Below are 22,110 nucleotides of genomic sequence, written 5' to 3' on the forward strand. Positions count from 1 at the left end.
GGACAACCCCGTCGATGACCGACCGCACGACGACATCCCGTCCGGGAATCCGTGGCTTCCGCGCGGGCGACGGCTCGCGGGTGGTGGAGGCGTGGCGCCGGAGCGCACCCGCCGACCCCATCACTGCGGACCGCTTCCGCTCCCTGGTGCTGCTCGACCCCAACTTCGACCCGGAAGGGCTGCGGGTCGCCGTCGACGGCGACCAAGTCGTCGGCGCCGCCTATGCGGTGCGCCGTCTGACGCCGATGGCCGGCACCGACCTGGAGCCGGAGCAGGGCTGGATCCCGTTCTTCTTCGTCGACCCGGCCGCCCGCGGGCGGGGTCTCGGCCGCCGGCTGCTGACCGACGCCCTCGACTGGCTGCACGGCCACGGCCGTACCCGGGTGGACTTCTCCTCGTACACCCCGAACTACGTCTTCCCGGGCCTCGACGCCGAGGCGTACCCGGAGGCGGCGGGGCTGCTCGACTCCCTGGGATTTCGCACGCTGTACGAGGCTGCGGCGATGGACCGCGGCCTGGTCGGCTACCGCTGCCCCGACGAAGTCGCCCGCCGCCTGGACGAACTGACCACGCGGGGCTACCGGTTCATCACCCCGTCCGACGACGACCTGGTCGATCTCCTCGCGCTCGCCGGGGGCCACTTCGGACCGGACTGGGCGTGCACCATCCGGGCGTGTCTGGTCGCGGGCACACCGCTCGACCGGATCGTCGCCGTCCGGGACCCCGCGGGCCGCATGGTCGGCTGGGCGATGCACGGCGCGTTCGACTCGGTGGACGAGAGGTTCGGCCCCATCGGGGTGCTGGAGGAGATGCGCGGCACCGGACTCGGCGAAGTCCTCCTCCACCTGATCCTGGAGCGGATGCGGGCCCTGCGTGCGCACTCCGCGTGGTTCCTGTGGACCGGCGAGCGGTCCCCGGCGGGCCACCTCTACCGCAAGACCGGCTTCACCACGACCCGGGTGTTCCGCGTGCTGCGCCGGGAGGCCGCACGGTGACACCGTCACTGAGCCGCCGTCACTTCGCGCTCGCGCTCCCCTCGGCGCTGCTCGCCTCCGGATGTGCCGCGCCGCACCGGGGCACCGGGCGTCCCGGGGATCCGATCGTCCTCACCCTGCTCTCCCACTACGCGAGCGGGGAGCTCAAGCAGGCACTGCAAGGCCCGGTCGACGAGTGGAACGCCACGCACGACCGGGTCAAGGTGCGGACGAAGGCCGTCGAGTTCACGGACCTGCTGACCACGTTCATGGTCCGGCAGGCCGCGGGCCAGGGCGCCGACATCCTCCACCCGTACTGCCTGTGGAACGGCCAGCTCGTCCGGGCCGGCGTCCTGCGGCCCGCTCCGTCCGGGCACGCCGAGGAGATCAGGCGCGGCTACGGCGCGGCCGCGGTCGGCTCCTCGTCGGTGGGAGGCGAGGTCTACGGCTATCCCACCGAGGTGCAGACCTACGCCCTTTACTACAACAAGCGGCTGCTGCGCGAGGCCGGCGTCGACGGCCCTCCGCGTACCTGGCGGGAGCTGGAGGAGACGGCCTGCCGCACCGCCACGCGGGACGGTTACGGCAACACGCTGGTCCAGGGGTTCGGGCTGTCGACCTTCGACGACTCCACCACCGTCGGCCAGACCCTCGCGCTGCTCAACGCCGCCGGCGGACGGTTCGTCGCGGCGGACGGCAGGAGCACCGCCATCGACTCGCCGGTCGGCCGGGCGGTGTTCGATCTGGAGCACCGCCTCGTCGCCAAGGGCGCCAGCGCCCCCGGCGTCAACGTCTACCAGGCGTTCGCGTCCGGGCAGGTGGCCATGGTGATCAGCGCCGGCTGGTGGACCGCGAACCTGAAGGCCCTGATGGGCAAGGGCTACCGCGATGTCGGCGTGGCGCCGGTGCCCGTCCCCGAGGCGGACGGCCGGCGCGCCACCCTCTCCACCGGCTTCATGCTCGGGGTCAACACGGCCAGCGAACGCCCGCGCGAGGCCTGGGAGTTCCTGCGCTGGCTCAACACCGAGAAGGTGAGTGGTGCGACCCGGATGAGTGCCCTGCAGGTGTCGGTCGGCTCCCTGACCGGCCGCGCCGACGACATGCGGACGCTCCTCGGCGAGGGCGGCGATCCGAACCTGCGCCCGTTCCTGGACGCGCTGGCGTACGCGGTGCCGGAGCCGAACGTGCCGGGCGCGCAGCAGGCCAAGTCGCTGCTGCGCAAGAACATCGAGGCCTTGTGGACGGGCCAGCAGTCGGTCGACGAGGCACTGCGCACCATCCGCCGTCAGGTCGATCAGGAGGTGTCGCGCTCATGGTGAACGCCACCCTGGCACCGGAGGCGGCCGAGCGGGCGGCACACGACAGCCCCGCCGCCCGCGTCGGCAGCCGCGATCGGCGACGGCGCCACCAGGCCGTCGTCGCCTATCTCTTCCTGGCGCCGACGCTGCTCTTCTTCGCGGTCTTCCTGATCCTTCCGCTCGGCTTCGCGCTGCTGCTGTCGATGTCCCGCTGGGCCGGGTTCGACCTCGGCGACATCGAGCCGGTCGGCCTGGACAACTTCGCCGGCCTCTTCGCGGACGGATCGACGTTCCTGGCGCCGATCCTCACCAACACGCTGCTGTTCGCCCTGGGCACCGTGGCCCTGGCGCTCGCCGGCTCCGTGCTCGTCGCCACCTGCATCGACAGGCTGCGGTTCCAGGGGCTGTGGCGCACCCTGTACTTCCTGCCGATCGTCACGACCGTCGTCGCCGTCGGCAACGTGTGGAAGTACATGTACGAGCCGGGCGGGCTGGTCAACGGCGTCCTCAACGCCCTCGGACTCGGCTCGGTGGCGTTCCTGCAGGACCCGGACACCGCGCTGCCCTCGGTCGTGGTCGTCCAGGCCTGGGCCTCGGTCGGCTCGGCGATCCTCGTCCTGACCGCCGGACTGAAGTCCGTTCCCGAGTCGTACTACGAGGCCGCCGCGCTCGACGGCGCCGGGCCGGTCACCGTCTTCTGGAGGATCACACTGCCGCTGCTGCGGCCGTCCCTGCTGTTCGTGTGCATCACCCAGTTCCTCACCGGTCTGCAGTCGTTCGCGCTGATCATCGTGATGACCAAGGGCGGACCGGGTGACGCGACCAATGTGGCCGCGCTGGAGATGTACCGGCAGGCCTTCTCGTACGGCGACTGGGGCACCGCGAGCGCCGCCGCCTTCGTGCTGTTCGTGGTGGTCCTCGTGGTCACCCTGGCGCAGTTGTGGATCTTCCGGCGCAAGGGGGAGGACGCATGAACCGCCGCCGTTTCCCGTGGCTGTCGTATCTGGTGGTCGTGACCGGCGCCGTGCTCACGGTGGTGCCGTTCCTCGACATGGTGATGACGTCCTTCAAGGGGCCCGGCGAGTCCGGCACACTGCCGTACCGGTTCCTGCCCAAGGCGTTCGACCTGTCCAACTACCGGGCGGCGATCGGCCAGCTCGATCTTCCGGTGCTCTTCCGCAACAGCGTCGTCGCCACCGCCGTGATCACCGGATCGGTGCTGCTCACGTCGTCACTCGCCGGCTACGCGCTCGCCAAACTCCGCTTCCCCGGGCGGAACTTCATCTTCCGCCTGGTGCTGTCGACGATGATGTTCCCGCCGTTCCTCTTCTTCATCCCGCACTTCCTGATCCTGGTGCACTGGCCGCTGGCAGGCGGCAACGACCTGCTCGGGCGCGGCGGCGCGGGCCTGACCGTCAGCATCGCGGCGCTCGCCATGCCGTTCCTGGTCAACGGCTTCGGGATCTTCCTGACGCGCCAGTTCATGGTCTCGATCCCGGACGAGGTCCTGGAGGCCGCGCGCATCGACGGGGCCGGCGAGTTCGCCGTGTGGTGGCGGATCGTGGTGCCGCAGACCAAACCGGTCGTGGTGACGCTCGGGCTGCTGACCTTCGTCGACGCGTGGAACGAGTACATCTGGGCGCTGCTCGTCTCGACCGCCAACCCGGACGTGATGACCCTGCCCGTCGGCATCCAGCTCCTGCAGGACTACGTCGACCCGACCCGCACGATGCCCATCGTCATGGCCGGCCTCGTCCTGAGCGTCCTGCCGGTCCTGATCCTCTTCCTGCTGCTGCAGAAGTACTACATCCGCGGCGTCATGCTCAGCGGCCTCAAGTAGGTGTCGTGCTCGGCGGCATCGGGCGGAGGTGCGGCCTACAGCCCCACGATCCTGTTCCACCGCTTCGCGAAGTCCACCCGCTCCGTCGACGTGATGTCCCGCGCGATGGCCAGCCGCTTGCGCATGCCGGAGTCCGGGAAGATCAGGGGGTTGTCGGCGAGGGCGGCCGTGTCCTTGTCCTTGGAGGCGGCCAGGACGTCCTTGGCCGCCGGGACGGGGCAGACGTAGTTCACCCAGGCGGCGAGTTCCGCGGCGACCTCGGGCTCGTAGTAGTAGTCGACGAGGCGCTCGGCGTTGGCCTTGTGACGGGCACGGTTGGGGATCATCAGGGAGTCCGACCAGAGCTCGGCACCCTCCTCGGGGACGACGAAGCGGATGTCGGGGTTGTCGGCCTGGAGCTGGATGACGTCGCCGGAGTACGCCTGGCAGGCCAGGACGTCGCCGCTGACCAGGTCCTTGGTGTAGTCGTTGCCGGTGAAGCGGCGTATCTGGCCCCGCTGGACCTCCTTCTCCACCTGGTCGCAGATCTTGTGGAAGTCGTCGGCCGTCCACTTGGTGATGTCCACGCCGTTGCCCTGCATCAGCAGCGCGAACGCCTCGTCCAGGCCGGACAGGAGGGTCACCCGGCCCTTGAGGTCGCTCGCCCAGAGGTCGGAGACATGGCGTATCTCGCGGCCCAGCTTGCGGCGGTTGTAGGCGATGCCGGTGATGCCCGACTGCCACGGCACCGTGTACATGCGGCCGGGGTCGAAGGCGGGTGAGCGCAGGAGCGGGTCCAGGTACTTCGCCACGTCGGGCTGCCGGGCGCGGTCCATCCGCTCGACCCAGCCCAGGCGCACGAACCGGGCGCACATCCAGTCGCTGATGACGATCAGGTCGCGGCCGGTCGACTGGTGGTTCATCAGCGCGGGGCTGATCTTGCCGAAGAACTCGTCGTTGTCGTTGATCTCCTCGACGTAGTCGACGGAGATCCCCGTGCGCTTCTCGAAGGCGTCCAGCGTGGGCCGCTTGTTCGGGTCGTCGTCGTCGGTGTCGATGTAGAGCGGCCAGTTCGCCCAGGTCAGCGTTCTTTCGCGGGCGGACAGGTCGGCCACGGTGCGGTCGCCGGGCTTGACGTACGCGGCGGGGACCCCGCAGCCGGCCAGCGCGCCGAGCGCGGCGGCGCCGCCGAGCGCGCGCAACAGGGAACGGCGGGAGACGGGACGCGGAAGCGAGGATGACCGGGGCACCAATGCAGCATGCCTCGACGCACCGCACAGGGACAATCGACGCTGCGTCGAGCCCATCGGGTGGGACCGGACACCTTGTCGATCAGTGCCGGCAGTGCCGGCGCGACAGGCGCGGCAGGCGGAGCGGCCCCCGGGCGGGGAGGTGTCCCGTCCGGGGGCCGCGCGTTCGGTGCGTCAGCTGTCCAGCGACGTCATGACGTGCTTGATGCGCGTGTAGTCGTCGAAGCCGTACGCCGACAGGTCCTTGCCGTAGCCGGACTTCTTGAAGCCGCCGTGCGGCATCTCGGCGACCAGCGGGATGTGGGTGTTGATCCACACGCAGCCGAAGTCGAGCTTCTTGGACATGCGCATGGCACGGCCGTGGTCCTTGGTCCAGACGGAGGAGGCGAGGGCGTACTCGACGCCGTTGGCCCACTCGACGGCCTGGTCCTCGTCGGTGAAGGACTGGACGGTGATGACCGGGCCGAAGACCTCGTTCTGGACGATCTCGTCGTCCTGCTTCAGGCCGGAGACGACGGTCGGGGCGTAGAAGTAACCCTTCTCGCCGACCTGGTGGCCGCCCGTCTCGACCTTGGCGTGGGCGGGGAGGCGCTCGATGAAGCCGGAGACCTGCTTGAGCTGGTTGGGGTTGTTCAGCGGGCCGAAGAGCACGTCCTCGTCGTCCGGCTGCCCGGTCTTGGTCTCGGCGGCGGCCTTGGCGAGCGCGGCGACGAACTCGTCGTGGATGGACTCGTGGACCAGGACGCGGGTGGCGGCCGTGCAGTCCTGGCCCGCGTTGAAGAAGCCCGCCACGGAGATGTCCTCGACGGCCTTGGCGATGTCGGTGTCCTCGAAGACCACGACCGGCGCCTTGCCGCCCAGCTCCAGGTGGACGCGCTTGAGGTCCTTGGACGCGGACTCGGCGACCGACATGCCGGCGCGGACCGAACCGGTGATGGAGGCCATCGCCGGGGTCGGGTGCTCGACCATCAGGCGGCCGGTGTCACGGTCGCCGGTGATGACGTTGAAGACGCCCTTGGGCAGCACCGAGCCGATGATGTCGGCGATCAGGACAGTGGAGGCGGGGGTCGTGTCCGAGGGCTTCAGGACGACCGTGTTGCCCGCGGCGATCGCCGGGGCGAACTTCCACACGGCCATCATCATCGGGTAGTTCCACGGCGCGACCTGGGCGCAGACGCCGACCGGCTCGCGACGGACGATGGAGGTCATCCCCTCCATGTACTCGCCGGCGCTCCGCCCCTCCAGCATGCGGGCGGCGCCCGCGAAGAAGCGGATCTGGTCGATCATCGGCGGGATCTCCTCGGAGCGGGTCAGCCCGGTCGGCTTGCCCGTGTTCTCCACCTCGGCCGCGATCAGTTCCTCGGCACGCTCCTCGAACGCGTCCGCGATCTTCAGGAGGTACTTCTGCCGCTCGGACGGGGTCGTGTCGCGCCAGGCCGGGAAGGCCGCGGCGGCGGCCGCCATCGCGGCGTCCACGTCCGCCTGCCCGGACAGCGGCGCGGTCGCGTACGCCTCGCCCGTCGCGGGGTTGACCACCTCGGTGGTCCGTCCGTCGGCGGCGTCCCGGAACTCACCGTCAATGTAGTTCCGTAGTGTGCGCAGCCCACGCAGCTCGGTGCTCACTGCCGGCCTCCTGTCAGGTCCGTACTGTCCAATCACTGAGACACCCACCCTAATCGGGCGGCTGACGTTTTCAACACCCCCAGTCGCATCACTGCTGCGAAATCCGCAGGTCTCACTGACGTAGACAACGAATTTCATCGGTGGAGCCTTGCGGAACTGTCGAGACGTCGTGCACAGTGAGGTCGTGGCCAGTCGAAGCGCAGACCAGAGGGACTCGTCCCGCGAGTCCAGGAACGGCAACAGTCCCCAGCTGGACGCCGTCTCCCTCGCCATCATCCAGCAGCTCCAGGAGGACGGCCGCCGGCCGTACGCCGCGATCGGCAAGGCCGTGGGCCTCTCCGAGGCGGCCGTGCGCCAGCGCGTCCAGAAGCTGCTGGACCAGGGCGTGATGCAGATCGTCGCCGTCACGGACCCGCTCACCGTGGGCTTCCGGCGGCAGGCGATGGTGGGCATCAACGTCGAGGGCGATGTCGAGTCGATCGCTGACGCGCTGACCGCCATGTCGGAAGTCGAGTACGTGGTGATGACCGCGGGCTCGTTCGACATCCTCGCCGAGATCGTCTGCGAGGACGACGACCACCTGCTGGACGTCATCAACAAACGCATCCGGGCCATGCCCGGCGTGCGCTCCACCGAGAGCTTCGTCTACCTCAAGCTCAAGAAGCAGACCTACATGTGGGGAACCCGATAACCGTGACCCAGAAGGACCTCAGCCGCACCGCGTACGACCACCTGTGGATGCACTTCACCCGCATGTCCTCGTACGAGCACTCCCCCGTCCCGACCATCGTCCGGGGCGAGGGCACCTACATCTACGACGACAAGGGCAAGCGCTACCTGGACGGTCTCGCGGGTCTGTTCGTGGTCCAGGCCGGTCACGGCCGCACGGAGCTCGCCGAGACCGCCTTCAAGCAGGCCCAGGAGCTGGCGTTCTTCCCGGTGTGGTCCTACGCCCACCCGAAGGCCGTGGAGCTGGCCGAGCGCATCGCCGACTACGCCCCGGGCGACCTGAACAAGGTCTTCTTCACCACCGGCGGCGGCGAGGCGGTCGAGACCGCCTGGAAGCTCGCCAAGCAGTACTTCAAGCTCACCGGCAAGCCGACCAAGTACAAGGTCATCTCCCGCGCGGTCGCCTACCACGGCACCCCGCAGGGCGCCCTGTCCATCACCGGCCTGCCGGGCCTGAAGGCCCCCTTCGAGCCGCTGGTGCCGGGCGCGCACAAGGTCCCGAACACCAACATCTACCGCGCCCCGATCTTCGGCGACGACCCCGAGGCCTTCGGCCGCTGGGCCGCCGACCAGATCGAGCAGGAGATCCTCTTCGAGGGCCCGGACACCGTCGCCGCGGTCTTCCTGGAGCCCGTCCAGAACGCCGGCGGCTGCTTCCCGCCCCCGCCCGGCTACTTCCAGCGGGTCCGCGAGATCTGCGACAAGTACGACGTGCTGCTCGTCTCGGACGAGGTCATCTGCGCCTTCGGCCGCCTGGGCACGATGTTCGCCTGTGACAAGTTCGGCTACGTCCCGGACATGATCACCTGCGCCAAGGGCATGACCTCGGGCTACTCCCCGATCGGCGCCTGTGTCGTCTCCGACCGCATCGCCGAGCCGTTCTACAAGGGCGACAACACCTTCCTGCACGGCTACACCTTCGGCGGCCACCCCGTGTCCGCGGCCGTGGGCCTGGCGAACCTGGACCTGTTCGAGCGCGAGGGCCTCAACCAGCACGTCCTGGACAACGAGGGCGCCTTCCTGCAGACCCTGCAGAAGCTGCACGACCTGCCGATCGTCGGCGACGTCCGCGGCAACGGCTTCTTCTACGGCATCGAGCTGGTGAAGGACAAGCACACCAAGGAGTCCTTCAACGAGGAGGAGACCGAGCGCGTCCTGTACGGCTTCCTCTCCAAGGCGCTGTTCGAGAACGGCCTGTACTGCCGTGCCGACGACCGCGGCGACCCGGTCGTCCAGCTCGCCCCGCCGCTGATCTCCAACCAGGACACGTTCGACGAGATCGAGCAGATCCTGCGCGCGACCCTGACGGAGGCGTGGACCAAGCTCTGATCATGCTTGGCGATCTTCCTCTGGAATGATCAACAACGGCCCCGGTGCCGCCCATTCGAGTGAGAAAGGGCGTCCCGGGGCCGCGTGCTGTACGGCATCCGTCTGCGGCCTGCCTAGCGTGCCATTGACTCCGCCCCCTCGTCGGCCGACGGGGCTTCCCGGCTCACGCTGCACCATCGCTCGACGAGCGACGGAATCTGACGCGATCAGCACCAGCCGGGTCGAGACCAGCCCGGGCGGCAAGAGCGCCTAGGAGGCAGCACGTGCTTGGTTCTCGCGACGGGCTGTCCGTGACGCACCCTACGCGGGAGCGAGACCGTGACCAGGGGTCTCTGCGCTCGTTCGCCCGTACGGGGGACGCGGCACGGCAATTCCGAACTGAACCGAGGTGTACGCCCATGGAGGCCCCGCCGGACAACGACGTGCTCTGGGCACGCGCCCTGCACTTCAGGCACCAGGACGGCTCGCCCGCGCTGGCCGGTGTCTCGCTCGGCGTGCGGGAGGGCGAGATCCTCGCCGTCAGCGGCCCCCGCGGCAGCGGCAAGACGACCCTGCTGCGCTGTCTGTCCGGCCTGCTGCGGGCGCAGCGCGGCGAGGTGTGGTTCAACAGCGTGCCCGTGCACACCATGGGCCCCGTCGGCCGGGAACGGCTGCGCCGGGACCGCTTCGGCTGGATCGACCCGGCGCCGCTGCTCGTCCCCGAGCTGTCCGCCTGGGAGAACGCGGCCCTTCCCCTGATGCTGCGCGGCGTCGGCCGCCGCCGCGCCAAGACCGCCGCCCTGGAGTGGCTTGAGCGCCTCGACATCGGCGACAAGTCCCGCAGACGCCCGCACGAGCTGCTGCAGGCCGAACGCCAGCGTGTCTCGATCGCCCGGGCCCTGGCCCCCGCCCCGACGGTCCTGTTCGCCGACGAGCCGACGGCTCCCCTGCACCGCGCCGACCGGGCCCACGTGCTGCGCACGCTGACGACGGCGGCCCGCTCGCACGGCATCACGGTGGTGCTGGCCACGCACGACCCCGACACCGCGGCTCTCGCCGACCGCACGGTGTCGCTGCTGGACGGACGGCGCGTGCACACCGTGCACCTGCCTCCGGCGCCCGAGACGGAAGGCCGGGCCGCGTGCTCGCTCTCCGTCTGACCCGAGTCGCCCACCCCGCGGTCCACCTGCGCCGCCTCCTCGTGGCAACGGCCGCCGCGGGCACGGGCTTCCTGCTCCTGTCCGCGCTCGGCCACGCGATGGGCCATGCCGCCGAACCAGGCGACCCCGGCGACTCGGCCCTCCGTCTGGCCTGGTGCGCGGTGCCGCTGGCCGCCACGGTGTACTTCGCGGTCGCCGTCGCCCGCACCGACCCCGGCACGAGGCCCCGGACCGGCCTCTCGGCCCTCGGCCTGGGCCCGGCCCGCCTGATGGCGATCTCGGCACTCACGACGGCCCTGTCCTGCGCGCTGGGCTCGATGCTGGCGCTGCTGTTCTTCCTCCACCTGCGCGGCGACCTCACGGGCATGCCCTTCGACGGCGCGGCAGCGGAGTTCCTGGCGGCGGACCAGCCCCTCCCGCTGCCGGCCGCGCTCACCCTCCTCACCCTGGTACCGGCGGCCGCGTCGGCGTCGGTGGCCCTCACGCTGCGGCCCCGTGACCCCCGCACCAAGGCCGACGGCACGCGGCGGCCGTTCCGCCGGGGCGGGGCGGGCGGCCACGGGGGATCGCGGGAGACGTACGGGCGCTTCGGCACGCGACCGCGGACGGCGGCGGACGACGCGCCCCACAGGGACAAGGGCGGCACCACGCCCGCCCCGGACCACGAGACCGACCCCGGGGCACCGGCCCCGGACGCCCCGGACCGGGCCGACGGCCTCGACCCCGCCGACGGCCTCGGCCCCGCCGACGGCGCTCCCGACCCGCAGGACGCCCCGTCCGGCCTCCCCTGGGGCATCGCGGTCCTGGCCGCCGGCCTCGCCGTGGAGGCGTACGCGAGTCGGTCCGCCACCGGCACCGGCAGCGCCGCCCTCCCCGGTGGTACCGCCGGCGGCAGCACCGGAGTGCTGGCCGGCTGGGTACTGACGGCCCTGGGCCTGATCCTGGCCGGCCCGGGCCTCGCCCATCTCTGCGGCCGCCTGCTGCAAGCGGTGCGCCCGGGTGCGCTCCGGCTCCTCGCCGGCCGTGTGCTCATGGCGGAGGCCACCCGTATCGGCCGCCCCCTGGGCGTGGTCTGCGCGGTCGTGTCGGGCGTGTACGCGATGAGCGCGCTGTACGGCGGCGGCACCGTGCCGTCCCTCGGGCCGCTGGCCACCCTCGGCACGCTCGTGGTCAGCGGCTGTGCGCTGGCCACCCTGCTCACGGCGGCCGTGGAGGCCAGGCAGGCCCGCGCCGACACCACCGCCGCGCTGCTCCGCCTCGGCGCCCCCGCGTCGATGCTGCGCAGCGCCGCCGCCCTGCGCGCGGGTGCCCTGTGCGCCCTCTTCGGTCCGCTCAGCCTGGTGATCGCGGACCTCGCCGCCCTTCCGCTGGCCTCGTGAGAACCCGCGCGAAAAGAGTTTCCCGGCCGCCGATGAGTTTCCCGGCGCCCTCCGGTCTACCCCACCGAACAGCACGAACCCAGAGGGAGAGACCCGTCATGTACCAGCAGATGATCTTCGTGAACCTGGCCACCAACGACGTCGAGGCGTCGAAGAAGTTCTTCACGGAGCTCGGCTACACGATCAACCCGCAGTTCAGCACCGACGACTGCGCCTCCGTCGTGATCAGCGACACCATCGTCGCGATGCTCCTCAGCAGGTCGCACTACGCCAACTTCACGAAGAAGGAGATCGTCGACTCGGCGAAGTCCAGTGAGGTGCTGGTGTGTCTGAGCGCCGAGAGCCGCGCGAAGGTGGACGAGCTGGTTGACAAGGCGATCGCGGCCGGCGGCACGGCGAGTGGCGAGACGCAGGACCACGGCTTCATGTACGGCCGTGCCTTCGACGACCTCGACGGCCACACCTGGGAGGTCATGTGGATGGACCCGGCGGCCGTCCAGGGCTGACCGCCCACCGGTCCGCCGGGCCGAACTCCTGTGCCAGCATGGGCGGGTGCATCCGACACCCGCCCAGCCCAACCGAGCCGCCCACGACCGCGAGATCGAGTCGCTCGCCGAGTTCGACGAGGTCGTCGCCGAGCAAGGCTCACTCGCTCGATTCCGCGTCCAGGCCGTCGATCTGACGGACCGTACAAGTGCGTTGCTCTCCGTCGACTCCGCCGGTGCCGTCTTCCTCGGCTGCCCGATGGACCCCGAGGCCGCCGCCAAGGTGCGTGCCGCCGGGGCACTGGTGTTCCCGCCCGTGCCGGGTCTGCCCTTCGACCCGTACCGGGGGTTCGTCTACTCCCCCGACGAACTGTTCGACGCGCTCGGCGAGGGGTACGAGGCGACGCCGGACGCGCGCGCGTACGCCTGGTTCCAGCAGACCAAGTCCGACGGTGACGTGTTCGCCTCCATGCTGCGCGCGGTCCATGACGACGCCGTGTCGGACGCGCTCGACGAACTCCTCGTGGGCGCTCGGGTGGTGGGCGTCATGGGCGGGCACGCCATGGAGCGCGGGACTGAGGACTACGCGGGTGCCGCGCGCCTGGGCCGCGAGTTGGCGCGCGCCGGTCTCACGGTGGCCACCGGCGGCGGACCGGGCGCCATGGAAGCGGCGAACCTGGGCGCGTACGCCGCCCCCTTCGACAACGGGATGCTGACCGAGGCGCTCCGGCTCGTCGCCAAGGCACCGTCGTTCCGGCCGTCCGTCACCGACTGGGCCCGCGCCGCCTTCGAGGTGCGCGGCCGCTGGCCGGGCGGCGGCACGTCCGTGGGCATCCCCACCTGGTTCTACGGCCACGAGCCGCCGAACGCCTTCGCCTCGCACATCGCCAAGTACTTCGCCAACGCAACCCGCGAGGACGGCCTGCTGGCCCGCTCCACCGCGGGCGTGGTGTTCCTGCCGGGTGCCGCCGGGACCGTACAGGAGATATTCGACAACGCCACCCCGAACTACTACGAGTCGCGGGGCGAGCCCACTCCGATGGTGCTCGTGAACCGGGAGCACTGGACGGAGCGGCTGCCGACCTGGCCGTTGCTGCGGGCGCTCGCCAAGGAGCGGTCGATGGAGGCCCGAATAGCCCTGGTTGACCGGATCGAGGAGGCTCCGGAGGCGTTGAAACGTCTCGGCACCTAACAAGAAGGCAAAGTCAACGGCTGCGGGCGGCATATGCGTTGACACTGCTTATGGAGCGCTTATAAACCTGTGAGTCTCCTGGGGCGGGCGGGTCTCACCTCTCACCAGGGCCTCATCTGCCCCTCAGCCCCCCGCAGTTGTGCAATATGTAAAGGACAAACGTGTCCATAACTCGCCGCAGCGCACGTTCCGTGCGCATCCTGGGTGTCGCCTCCGCTTCCGCCGCGCTCGTGCTGGGTGTCGCCAACAGCGCGCTCGCGTGCGACATCAGTGAGTTCTCCGCCGAAGCCTCCTGCGACGGTTCCAAGGGCGTCATCGTCGTCACCGACAAGGACGCCTCCGGCACTCCCGCCATCATCACGGTGTTCCTGGAGAACAACGGCGCCGACGCGAAGCAGGTCGGCAAGCCGGAGAACATCAAGGGATCCAAGGAAGGCACCACGGTCTCCTTCTCCGAGGACTGGAAGCCGAACGCGACGTACCGCGTCCACGTCAAGGCCGGCAACCAGGTCGACAAGGACATCACCCCGAACCTGACCACCCCGTCCAAGGCCTGCAAGACCGAGGACAGCCCGACCCCGACCCCGACCCCGTCGGCCACCCCGTCGCCGTCGGAGTCCGCGAGCACCCCGGCCGAGTCCGACACCCCGACCCCGTCGGCGTCGGAGAGCACCAGCACCGCCCCGGCGGACACGTCGAGCAACGCGCCGTCCCCGGCTGCCGGTACCTCGAACCTCGCCGAGACCGGTGCGAACTCCAACACCGGCCTGATCGCCGGCATCGCGGGCGCCCTGGTCGTCGTCGGTGGCGGTGCCGTGTTCTTCGGCATGCGCCGTCGTGGGGCGAAGAGCGGCAGCTGACGCCTCACTTCCGTACATCGTCGTGGCCCGTCCCCGTATCCCTGGGGGACGGGCCACGGCCGTTCAGCCGAACGTCGCCCGCTCCAGCCAGAACTCCAGCACCTTCCGGTCGCCGAGGATCTCCAGCTCCGGGCTGGCCAGCGGAAGGCGGCGGTAGAAGGCGAGCAGGACCGGGGTGAGCGGCCCGCGCAGCGCGACCGTCGCCTTCTCGTGTCCGCGGCGCCAGCCGACACCGCCCTCACCGAACTCGACGATCCATTCGGCGTTCAGTCCGGGGGCGGTGTCCGTGGCGTGGAGGTGGATGCTGCGGGCGGGACCGGCCTGCAGTTCCGGCTCCTGTCCCCTGCGCTGGGCCCACTGGGCGATCTCCAGCCACTCGTCGAGCGCGTCGGCGGCCACGTCGGCCGCGACCTCGTAGGGCAGCCCGGCGGCCAGGGTGGCGTCCGCGCGATGGATGGTGATCTCGTGCGTCATTCGGCGAGCCCAGAAGCCGGAGCTGAGGTCCCCGAGCCAGCCCCACACCGCGGTGTCCGGTCCGGCCTCCCGCAGGGTGGCGACGACCAGTTCACCGGTCTCGGCGAGCCAGGCGTCCAGGGCGGCGGGGTCGCCGTGCTTCTCGGGGCCACCGGCGAGCGGGATCTCCTCGTACGGAATGTTCTTCTCCGCACGGCTGCCGACGAGGGCGTTCACCCAGCGCAGGGCTCCGCCCTCGTGCCGGACGAGCTGCTCCAGCGACCAGTCCGGACAGGTCGGCACAGTCACGGCGAGGTCGGCGCCGGAGGTCACCACGGACCTCAACTGCGTTACCTGAAGGGCGATTTCGTCGCAGTAACGGTCATGTGCGAGTCGCGTCATGGCCCTCACCCTAGGGCCGGGACGATCAGCCGAGCACGACGATTTCGGCCGGGTCGAACTCCACCCCGACCTCCTGCCCGGCCTCCGGCGCCTCCCGCATCCCGCACGCCGACTCCAGACGCGGGCCGCCGTCCACGGGCCGGAGGTGGACGGAGACGTGGGTGCCCTTGAAGGTGCGGGCGGTCACCGTGCAGCGCAGGCCCCCGTCGGCCGCCACGAGCCGCACCCCGGCGGGCCGTACCAGCAGCGACCGTGTCCCCTGCGGCACGTCCTCGGGCACCGGGAGCTTGCCCCACGGCGTGACCGCGACCGCCCCCGCGACCGTCGCCGGCACCACGTTGTCGAAGCCCAGGAAGCGGGCCACGAACTCGTCCGCCGGGCGCTGCCAGACATCGAGGGGCGTCCCGGACTGGGCGATCCGCCCGTCCCGCATCACCACGACCCGGTCGGCGAGCGCGAAGGCCTCGCCCTGGTCGTGCGTCACGGCCAGCACGGTGGTACCCAACCGGCCGAACAACTCCCGCAGTTCCACGACCAGCCGTTCCCGCAGCGAGCGGTCCAGCTGACCGAGCGGCTCGTCCAGCATCAGCAGCCGGGGCCGGGGCGCGAGGGCCCGGGCCAGCGCCACGCGCTGCTGCTCACCGCCGGAGAGTCCGGCCACGGCCCGGCGCGCCGCGCCGGGAAGCCCGACGAGGTCCAGCAACTCCCGCACCTCGGCCTCCTGCTGCCCCTTGGACGCCCCACGCATCCGCGGCCCGAACGCCACGTTGCCGCCCACGTCCCGCTGCGGGAACAGCTGATGGTCCTGGAACATCAGCCCGACCCCGCGCCTGTGCGCGGGCACGCCCGCCTGGTCCCGCCCGTCGAGCGAGACCCGCCCGGAGTCCAGCGGCTGGAGCCCGGCCACCACCCGCAGCAGGGTCGACTTGCCGCTGCCGCTGGGCCCGAGCACACACACGATCTCGTGCTCGGCGACAGCGAGGTCCACGGCGTCGAGCACGGCCCGCCCGCCGAAGCGCACGGTCGCGGCATCGAGGCTCAGCAGCATCAGAACTCCCCCGTCCGGTCGGTCCGCAGTCGCTCCAGGACCAGCAGCGCCACCGCGCACACCACCATCAGAATCGTCGACAGGGCCATCGCCTGCCCGTAGTTGAGGTCACCGGGCCGTCCGAGGAGCCGAGCCACCGCGACGGGCAGCGTCGGGTTGTCGGGCCGCGCGATGAACACGGTCGCACCGAACTCCCCCAGCGACACGGCGAAGGCGAACCCGGCCGCGACCAGCAGCGCCCGCCGCACCATCGGCAGATCGACCTCCCGCCACACCCGCAACGGCGACGCCCCGAGCACGGCCGCCGCCTCCCGAAGCCGCCCGTCCACCGCCCGCAGCACGGGCAGCATGGTCCGCACGACGAAGGGCACGCCGACCAGCGCCTGTGCCAGCGGTACGAGGATCCAGGACTGCCGCAGGTCCAACGGCGGCTTGTCGAGCGCGATGAGGAAACCGAAGCCGACGGTCACCGCGGACACGCCCAGCGGCAGCATCAGCAGCGCGTCGAACCCGCGGACGATCCGGTCCGCGATGGGGGTGCCCCCGTTCGAGCGAAGCCGAGAATGGGGGAGGCGGGCGAGCGCGGCGGCGGCGAGAGCGCCGATCAGTACGGCGATGACGGTGGCGACGACGGCGTACTGGAGCGAGTTCGCGATCGCGGCGATCGGCGCCACCAGGAACGTACCGCCGTCCTCGCGGGTCAGTGCCCGGTAGTAGCCGAGGCCGGGGGCGTCCAGCGAGCGCCGCACCAGCACGGCGAGCGGCAGGACGAGGAGTACGGCGACGGTGGCGAGGACACCGGCCAGCAGCGCCCACTGCCCCGTCCCGCGCGGCCGGCGTGCCGTCACCGACGCGTCCACCAGCCGCAACGCGGTCTCCCGGCGCCGTACCGTCCAGGCGTGCACGGCGAGGATCGCGCCCACCGCGACGAACTGGACGATCGTGAGGACCGCGGCCGTGGACAGGTCGAAGATCTCGGAGGTCTGCCGGTAGATCTCCACTTCGAGAGTGGAGAAGGTGGGGCCGCCGAGGATCTGCACCACACCGAAGGAGGTGAAGGTGAACAGGAACACCATCAGCGCGGCGGCGGCCACGGCGGGGGCCAGCGCCGGGAGGGTGACCTTGCGCCAGGCCGTCAGCGGCGAGGCGCCCAGCATGCGCGCGGCCTCCTCCTGACGCGGGTCGAGCTGTGACCACAGGCCGCCGACCGTCCGTACGACGACCGCGTAGTTGAAGAAGACGTGCGCCAGCAGGATCGCCCACACGGTCGTGTCCAGCCGTACGCCCCACAGGTCGTCGAGCAGCCCGCCCCGGCCGACCAGCGCGAGGAACGCCGTACCCACGACGACGGTGGGCAGCACGAACGGAACGGTGACGACGGCCCGCAGGACCTGCTTGCCCGGGAAGTCGAGGCGCGCGAAGACATACGCGGCGGGCAGCGCCACCAGCAGGGTGAGCGCGGTGGAGGCGAGCGCCTGCCAGGTGGTGAACCACACAACGTGCCGGATGTCGGACTGCGTGACGACGTCCACGATCCGCCCGAACCGCCAGGCTCCGTCGACCTTCAGTCCGCGGGCGACGATCGCGGTGACGGGGTACGCGAAGAACAGCGCGAAGAACGCGACCGGCCCGGCCATCAGCCCGAGCCGCGCCGCGTTCCCCCTGCCGCCCTTACGGACGGCGCCCTTGCGGGGGGCCGCTTCGGCTACTTCAGTACCAGCGACGTCCACGACTTGACCCACTGGTCGCGGTTGGCGGCGATCTTGTCGGGTGCCATGGTCTCGGGGTCCTTGGCGGCCGGGCCGTACTTCGTGAACTCGGCGGGCGCCTTCGCGCCCTGCACCACCGGGTAGACGAACATGTTGAGCGGCATGTCCTCCTGGAACTCCCTGGAGACCAGGAAGTCGATGAGCGCCTTGCCGCCCTTGGTGTTCCCCGCGTTGCTCAGCAGCCCCGCGTACTCGGTCTGACGGAAGCAGGTGCCGTCCGACACTCCGGTCGGGGCGGTGCTGGGCCTCGGCTTCGCGTAGATGACCTCGGCGGGCGGGGAGGAGGCGTACGACACGACGAGCGGCCGGTCGCCGTGCGCCTTCTTTCCGCCGGCAGACCCGGAGAACTCGTCGTTGTACGCCTGCTCCCAGCCGTCGACGACCTTGACGCCGTTGGCCTTCAGCTTCTTCCAGTAGTCCTGCCAGCCCCCGTCGCCGTACTTGGCGGCGCTGCCGAGCAGGAAGCCGAGCCCCGGCGAGGACGTGGACGCGTTCTCGGTGACGAGGAGGTTCTTGTACTCGGGCTTGACCAGGTCGTCGAAGGACTGCGGCGGGGTCAGCCTGTGCTTGCTGAAGTACGCCTTGTCGTAGTTGACGCAGATGTCGCCGGAGTCGATCGGCGTGACGCGGTGCTTGGCCTGGTCGACCCGGTACCGGGGCAGGACCAGGTCGGATCCCTTGGCCTCGTACGGCTGGAACAGCCCGTTGTCGAGGGCGCGGGACAGCAGGGTGTTGTCGACGCCGAAGAAGACGTCGCCCTGCGGGTTGTCCTTGGTCAGGATCGCCTTGTTGACGGCCTGGCCCGCATCGCCGTCGGGAAGGACCTTGACCTTGTAGCCGGACTGCTTCTCGAAGTCCTTGAGCACGTTCTTCGAGACGGCCCACGAGTCATGGCTGACGAGGGTGACGGTCTTGGAGTCCGCCGTCCCCTTGCCGTCGGACGACCCGCACGCCGTCAGCGAGGACAGCGTGAGGAGGCCGAGCCCGGCGGCGACGGCCACGAAGGTCTTGTTGTGCACTGGATTTCCTCCTGGGGTTGACCAGGAAGAGACGCGGCCCTGCCCGGGACCCGTGGAGGACTCCACCGGTGCCCGGGCAGGGCGCAACAGCTTGAGTAATGACCGAACTTCCTACCCAGAATGACCTGGGCGAGGTTCAGAGGGTCTGCGGCCAGGTTGCCGCACTCTCAGCGCTGTGGCGCTCCCCTGTCGGAATATGAAGATGTACTGACCGGGTCAGACTACCGCTCGGTGGCCGCGAGCTGACCACAGGCACCGTCGATCTCCTGACCACGGGTGTCCCGGATGGTGACCGGCACCCCGTGCGCCGCGATGGCCTCGACGAACGCCTTCTCGTCCTCCGGCCGGGAGGCGGTCCACTTGGAGCCCGGCGTCGGGTTCAGCGGGATCAGATTGACGTGCACGGGCTTGCCCTTGAGCAGCCGCCCGAGCCGGTCGCCGCGCCAGGCCTGGTCGTTGATGTCCCGGATCAGCGCGTACTCGATGGACAGCCGACGCCCGGACTTCGCGGCGTACTCGAACCCGGCGTCGAGCACCTCGCGCACCTTCCAGCGGGTGTTCACGGGGACGAGGGTGTCGCGCAGCTCGTCGTCGGGAGCGTGCAGGGAGATCGCCAGCCGGCACTTGAAGCCCTCGTCGGAGAACCGGTGGATCGCCGGGACGAGCCCGACCGTCGACACGGTGATGCCGCGCTGCGACAGCCCGAGCCCGTCCGGCTCCGGATCGGTGAGCGCCCGGACGGCCGCCACGACCCGCTTGTAGTTGGCGAGCGGCTCGCCCATGCCCATGAACACGATGTTGGACAGCCGGGCCGGACCGCCGGGCACCTCACCGTCCCGCAGTGCCCGCATCCCGTCCACGATCTGGTGCACGATCTCGGCGGTCGACAGGTTCCGGTCCAGCCCCGCCTGGCCGGTCGCACAGAACGGGCAGTTCATCCCGCACCCGGCCTGCGAGCTGATGCACATCGTCACCCGGTCCGGGTAACGCATCAGCACCGACTCGACGAGCGTCCCGTCGAACAGCCGCCACAGCGTCTTGCGGGTGGTCCCCTGGTCGGTCGACAGGTGCCGCACGACCGTCATCAGCTCGGGAAGCAGCGCCTCCTGCAGCTTGGCGCGCGAACCGGCCGGGATGTCGGTCCACTCGGCCGGGTCGTGCGCGTACCGCGCGAAGTAGTGCTGCGAGAGCTGCTTGGCGCGAAACGGCTTCTCGCCGATCGCGGCAACGGCTTCCTTGCGCTCGGCGGGCGAGAGGTCGGCGAGGTGCCGCGGCGGCAACTTGGCTCCGCGGGGGGCGACGAAAGTGAGTTCTCCGGGCTTAGGCATGGCTGTACCAGTGTCGCAGATCCAATTGGGTGACCCGCAGATCCGTCTGCCCGGGTGTCCCGGAATGCGAGGAGCCCCCGCCTGAAAGGGGCGGGGGCTCGTCCTTGCCGTGGAGTCGTGCTCTCAGGCCGATCCGACGAACAGCACCAGCAGCAGCCACACCACCGGTGCCGTCGGCAGCAGTGAGTCCAGCCGGTCCATGATGCCTCCGTGACCGGGGAGCAAGGTGCCCATGTCCTTGATGCCCAGGTCCCGCTTGATCATGGACTCGCCGAGGTCACCGAGCGTGGCGCTGACCGCGACCGCGAAGCCGAGGACGAGGCCCTGCCACCAGCTGCCGCCGTCGATCAGGAACTGCATGCACAGGGCGCCGGCGACCATCGCGAACGCGACCGCGCCGAACAGGCCCTCGCGGGTCTTGCCGGGACTGATGCGCGGGGCGAGCTTGTTCTTGCCGAAGCGCCAGCCGACGGCGTACGCGCCGGTGTCGCTGACGACCGCCAGGAGCAGATAGGTCAGGACGCGGAACGGACCGTCGTCCGCCGTCAGCATCAGTGAGACGAACGTGGCCAGGAACGGCACGTAGAACGCCGCGAAGACACCGGCCGTGACGTCCTTGAGGTAACCGTCCGGCGGCTCCGTCATGCGCCAGACCAGTACCGCGAGCGCGGTCAGCGCCATGGCCACCCAGGCACCCTCGACGCCCCGGGCGTATCCGGCGACGACCATCGCCGCGCCGCCGAGCGCCAGCGGGACCAGGGGCGCCTTGATGTCCTTGCGCTCCTGGAGACGGCTGGTCAGCTCCCACAGGCCCACCACGACGGCGACCGCCACGACGCCCACGAACACGGCCTTGACGATGAACAGTGAGGCGACGATCACCACACCGAGTCCGATGCCGACGCCTATGGCCGCGCCGAGGTCGCGGCCCGCACTCTTCTTCTGCGGTGCGGGCGCCGGCTGTGGGGCGTCGGGCATGGGCTCCGGATTCTGCGGCGCCGCCGGGTGCGGCTGCGCCGTCGGGGTCTCGTCTCGGAACAAGGGACCGCTCAGCCGAGCGGCCCCCCGGTCCTCATCCTGGTCTCCGCCGTACGCGGGTACGTCGTCGGGCACGATGGGCATGGGGCGAGTGTGCTGCGCGTCATGCGCATCGTACGCGGGACCCGCCGGGGCAGCTCCCTGGGCATGGCCGTGGACATGTCCGTAGCCATGTCCGTGGCCAAGCCCCTGGTCAGTGGGCTCCCAGTACCCGGTCTGCGGCGGCGCTCCCCAGGAAGAATCGTTCATCAGACCTCGAGCAGTTCCGCTTCCTTGTGCTTCAGGAGCTCGTCCACCTGGGCGACGTACTTCGCGGTGGTGTCGTCGAGCTCCTTCTCAGCACGGCGGCCCTCGTCCTCGCCGACCTCGCCGTCCTTGATCAACTTGTCGATGGCGTCCTTGGCCTTGCGGCGCACGGAGCGGATGGACACGCGCGCGTCCTCGGCCTTGCCCTTGGCGACCTTGATGTAGTCGCGGCGGCGCTCCTCGGTGAGCTCGGGGAACACCACGCGAATGATGTTGCCGTCGTTGCTCGGGTTGACGCCCAGGTCGGAGTCGCGGATCGCCTGCTCGATGTTGCGCAGGGCGCTCTTGTCGAACGGGGTCACGACCGCCATGCGCGGCTCCGGCACGGAGAACGAAGCCAGCTGGTTGATCGGCGTCGGCGCGCCGTAGTAGTCGGCGACGATCTTGTTGAACATCGCCGGGTGCGCACGGCCGGTGCGGATCGCGGCGAAGTCCTCCTTGGCGACCACGACGGCCTTCTCCATCTTCTCCTCGGCTTCGAGGAGGGTCTCTTCGATCACCACTTGCTCCTGCGTGTCTTGAGTAGGCCCGGCTGCGGTTCCTTGGCGGTGGCGGCGGCCGGCTGCGTCGCGTCTTCTTCCTGCACGGTTCCCGACCGGCAGACCATTGTCCATCCCCCGGTCAGGGTCCGTCCCACCCGTCCCCCGGACAGGTGGCGCCCGGTGGAGGA

Annotated in this window: 20 protein-coding genes and 1 riboswitch; of the genes, 11 read left to right on the forward strand and 9 right to left on the reverse strand. The window is 70.4% G+C overall.

Annotated features, from left to right (window positions below; all coding sequences use genetic code 11):
• The first annotated feature begins 14 nt into the window (after positions 1-14).
• Genes ACIPSA_RS33760 through ACIPSA_RS33775 form a run of 4 tightly spaced genes read left to right on the forward strand, consistent with a single transcriptional unit; the run spans position 15 to position 4,112 of the window.
• Positions 15-995 carry a GNAT family N-acetyltransferase gene (locus ACIPSA_RS33760; protein WP_402641529.1) on the forward strand — a complete coding sequence of 327 codons (981 nt, stop codon included), beginning with the start codon at positions 15-17 and terminating at the stop codon, positions 993-995.
• Positions 992-2,293, forward strand: coding sequence for an ABC transporter substrate-binding protein (locus tag ACIPSA_RS33765; protein WP_402641532.1), 1,302 nt, complete (start codon positions 992-994; stop codon positions 2,291-2,293). The genes ACIPSA_RS33760 and ACIPSA_RS33765 overlap by 4 nt, the downstream gene beginning before the upstream one ends.
• Positions 2,287-3,246 (forward strand): carbohydrate ABC transporter permease, encoded by a 960-nt coding sequence (locus ACIPSA_RS33770; protein WP_402641535.1) that lies wholly within the window; start codon positions 2,287-2,289, stop codon positions 3,244-3,246. Before ACIPSA_RS33765 ends, ACIPSA_RS33770 begins: the two co-directional genes overlap by 7 nt.
• Entirely contained in the window at positions 3,243-4,112 is an 870-nt protein-coding gene (locus tag ACIPSA_RS33775) for a carbohydrate ABC transporter permease (protein WP_402641537.1), read from the forward strand. Before ACIPSA_RS33770 ends, ACIPSA_RS33775 begins: the two co-directional genes overlap by 4 nt.
• A 35-nt stretch (positions 4,113-4,147) precedes the next feature.
• On the opposite strand, the gene ACIPSA_RS33780 is transcribed toward ACIPSA_RS33775, so the two are convergent.
• Positions 4,148-5,296, reverse strand: coding sequence for a spermidine/putrescine ABC transporter substrate-binding protein (locus ACIPSA_RS33780; RefSeq protein WP_402642048.1), 1,149 nt, complete (start codon positions 5,294-5,296; stop codon positions 4,148-4,150).
• A 219-nt stretch (positions 5,297-5,515) separates the two neighbouring features.
• Positions 5,516-6,964 (reverse strand): gamma-aminobutyraldehyde dehydrogenase, encoded by a 1,449-nt coding sequence (locus ACIPSA_RS33785; RefSeq protein WP_402641539.1) that lies wholly within the window; start codon positions 6,962-6,964, stop codon positions 5,516-5,518.
• Between the two features lie 169 nt (positions 6,965-7,133).
• Between ACIPSA_RS33785 and ACIPSA_RS33790 the strand changes: the two genes are divergently transcribed.
• From ACIPSA_RS33790 to ACIPSA_RS33820, 7 genes are all read left to right on the forward strand, one after another.
• Entirely contained in the window at positions 7,134-7,655 is a 522-nt protein-coding gene (locus ACIPSA_RS33790; protein ID WP_402641542.1) for an Lrp/AsnC family transcriptional regulator, read from the forward strand.
• Positions 7,656-7,657: 2 nt separating this feature from the next.
• Complete coding sequence (locus tag ACIPSA_RS33795; protein WP_402641544.1) at positions 7,658-9,022, forward strand: aspartate aminotransferase family protein; 1,365 nt, start codon at positions 7,658-7,660, stop codon at positions 9,020-9,022.
• A gap of 398 nt (positions 9,023-9,420) precedes the next feature.
• Positions 9,421-10,161: an ABC transporter ATP-binding protein gene (locus tag ACIPSA_RS33800; protein WP_402641547.1), complete on the forward strand. Its 741-nt coding sequence runs from the start codon at positions 9,421-9,423 to the stop codon at positions 10,159-10,161.
• Complete coding sequence (locus ACIPSA_RS33805; RefSeq protein ID WP_402641549.1) at positions 10,143-11,540, forward strand: hypothetical protein; 1,398 nt, start codon at positions 10,143-10,145, stop codon at positions 11,538-11,540. Before ACIPSA_RS33800 ends, ACIPSA_RS33805 begins: the two co-directional genes overlap by 19 nt.
• Positions 11,541-11,638: 98 nt before the next feature.
• Entirely contained in the window at positions 11,639-12,046 is a 408-nt protein-coding gene (locus ACIPSA_RS33810; protein WP_402641551.1) for a VOC family protein, read from the forward strand.
• A gap of 46 nt (positions 12,047-12,092) precedes the next feature.
• Positions 12,093-13,217, forward strand: a complete 1,125-nt coding sequence (locus tag ACIPSA_RS33815; protein ID WP_402641553.1) for an LOG family protein — start codon at positions 12,093-12,095, stop codon at positions 13,215-13,217.
• A 161-nt stretch (positions 13,218-13,378) separates the two neighbouring features.
• Positions 13,379-14,077: an LAETG motif-containing sortase-dependent surface protein gene (locus tag ACIPSA_RS33820; protein ID WP_402641556.1), complete on the forward strand. Its 699-nt coding sequence runs from the start codon at positions 13,379-13,381 to the stop codon at positions 14,075-14,077.
• Between the two features lie 63 nt (positions 14,078-14,140).
• On the opposite strand, the gene ACIPSA_RS33825 is transcribed toward ACIPSA_RS33820, so the two are convergent.
• The 7 genes from ACIPSA_RS33825 to frr form a co-directional block, all read right to left on the reverse strand.
• Positions 14,141-14,932, reverse strand: a complete 792-nt coding sequence (locus tag ACIPSA_RS33825; protein WP_402641559.1) for a maleylpyruvate isomerase family mycothiol-dependent enzyme — start codon at positions 14,930-14,932, stop codon at positions 14,141-14,143.
• Positions 14,933-14,957: 25 nt separating this feature from the next.
• The gene (locus tag ACIPSA_RS33830; protein ID WP_402641561.1) at positions 14,958-15,980 is read right to left on the reverse strand and encodes an ABC transporter ATP-binding protein; all 1,023 of its coding nucleotides are present in this window, start codon (positions 15,978-15,980) and stop codon (positions 14,958-14,960) included.
• Positions 15,980-17,617 carry an ABC transporter permease gene (locus ACIPSA_RS33835; protein ID WP_402642050.1) on the reverse strand — a complete coding sequence of 546 codons (1,638 nt, stop codon included), beginning with the start codon at positions 17,615-17,617 and terminating at the stop codon, positions 15,980-15,982. Before ACIPSA_RS33835 ends, ACIPSA_RS33830 begins: the two co-directional genes overlap by 1 nt.
• Positions 17,618-17,685: 68 nt before the next feature.
• Positions 17,686-18,768: a thiamine ABC transporter substrate binding subunit gene (locus ACIPSA_RS33840; protein ID WP_402641562.1), complete on the reverse strand. Its 1,083-nt coding sequence runs from the start codon at positions 18,766-18,768 to the stop codon at positions 17,686-17,688.
• A 90-nt stretch (positions 18,769-18,858) separates the two neighbouring features.
• A riboswitch (TPP riboswitch) is annotated at positions 18,859-18,966 on the reverse strand.
• A gap of 23 nt (positions 18,967-18,989) precedes the next feature.
• Positions 18,990-20,096, reverse strand: coding sequence for a 23S rRNA (adenine(2503)-C(2))-methyltransferase RlmN (gene rlmN / locus ACIPSA_RS33845; RefSeq protein WP_402641565.1), 1,107 nt, complete (start codon positions 20,094-20,096; stop codon positions 18,990-18,992).
• Positions 20,097-20,219: 123 nt separating this feature from the next.
• Entirely contained in the window at positions 20,220-21,383 is a 1,164-nt protein-coding gene (locus ACIPSA_RS33850; protein ID WP_402641567.1) for a phosphatidate cytidylyltransferase, read from the reverse strand.
• Complete coding sequence (gene frr / locus ACIPSA_RS33855; RefSeq protein ID WP_067041614.1) at positions 21,383-21,940, reverse strand: ribosome recycling factor; 558 nt, start codon at positions 21,938-21,940, stop codon at positions 21,383-21,385. The genes ACIPSA_RS33850 and frr overlap by 1 nt, the downstream gene beginning before the upstream one ends.
• Positions 21,941-22,110: the final 170 nt, after the last annotated feature.

The organism is Streptomyces sp. NPDC086549, assembly GCF_044746205.1.
Taxonomy (GTDB): Bacteria; Actinomycetota; Actinomycetes; order Streptomycetales; family Streptomycetaceae; genus Streptomyces.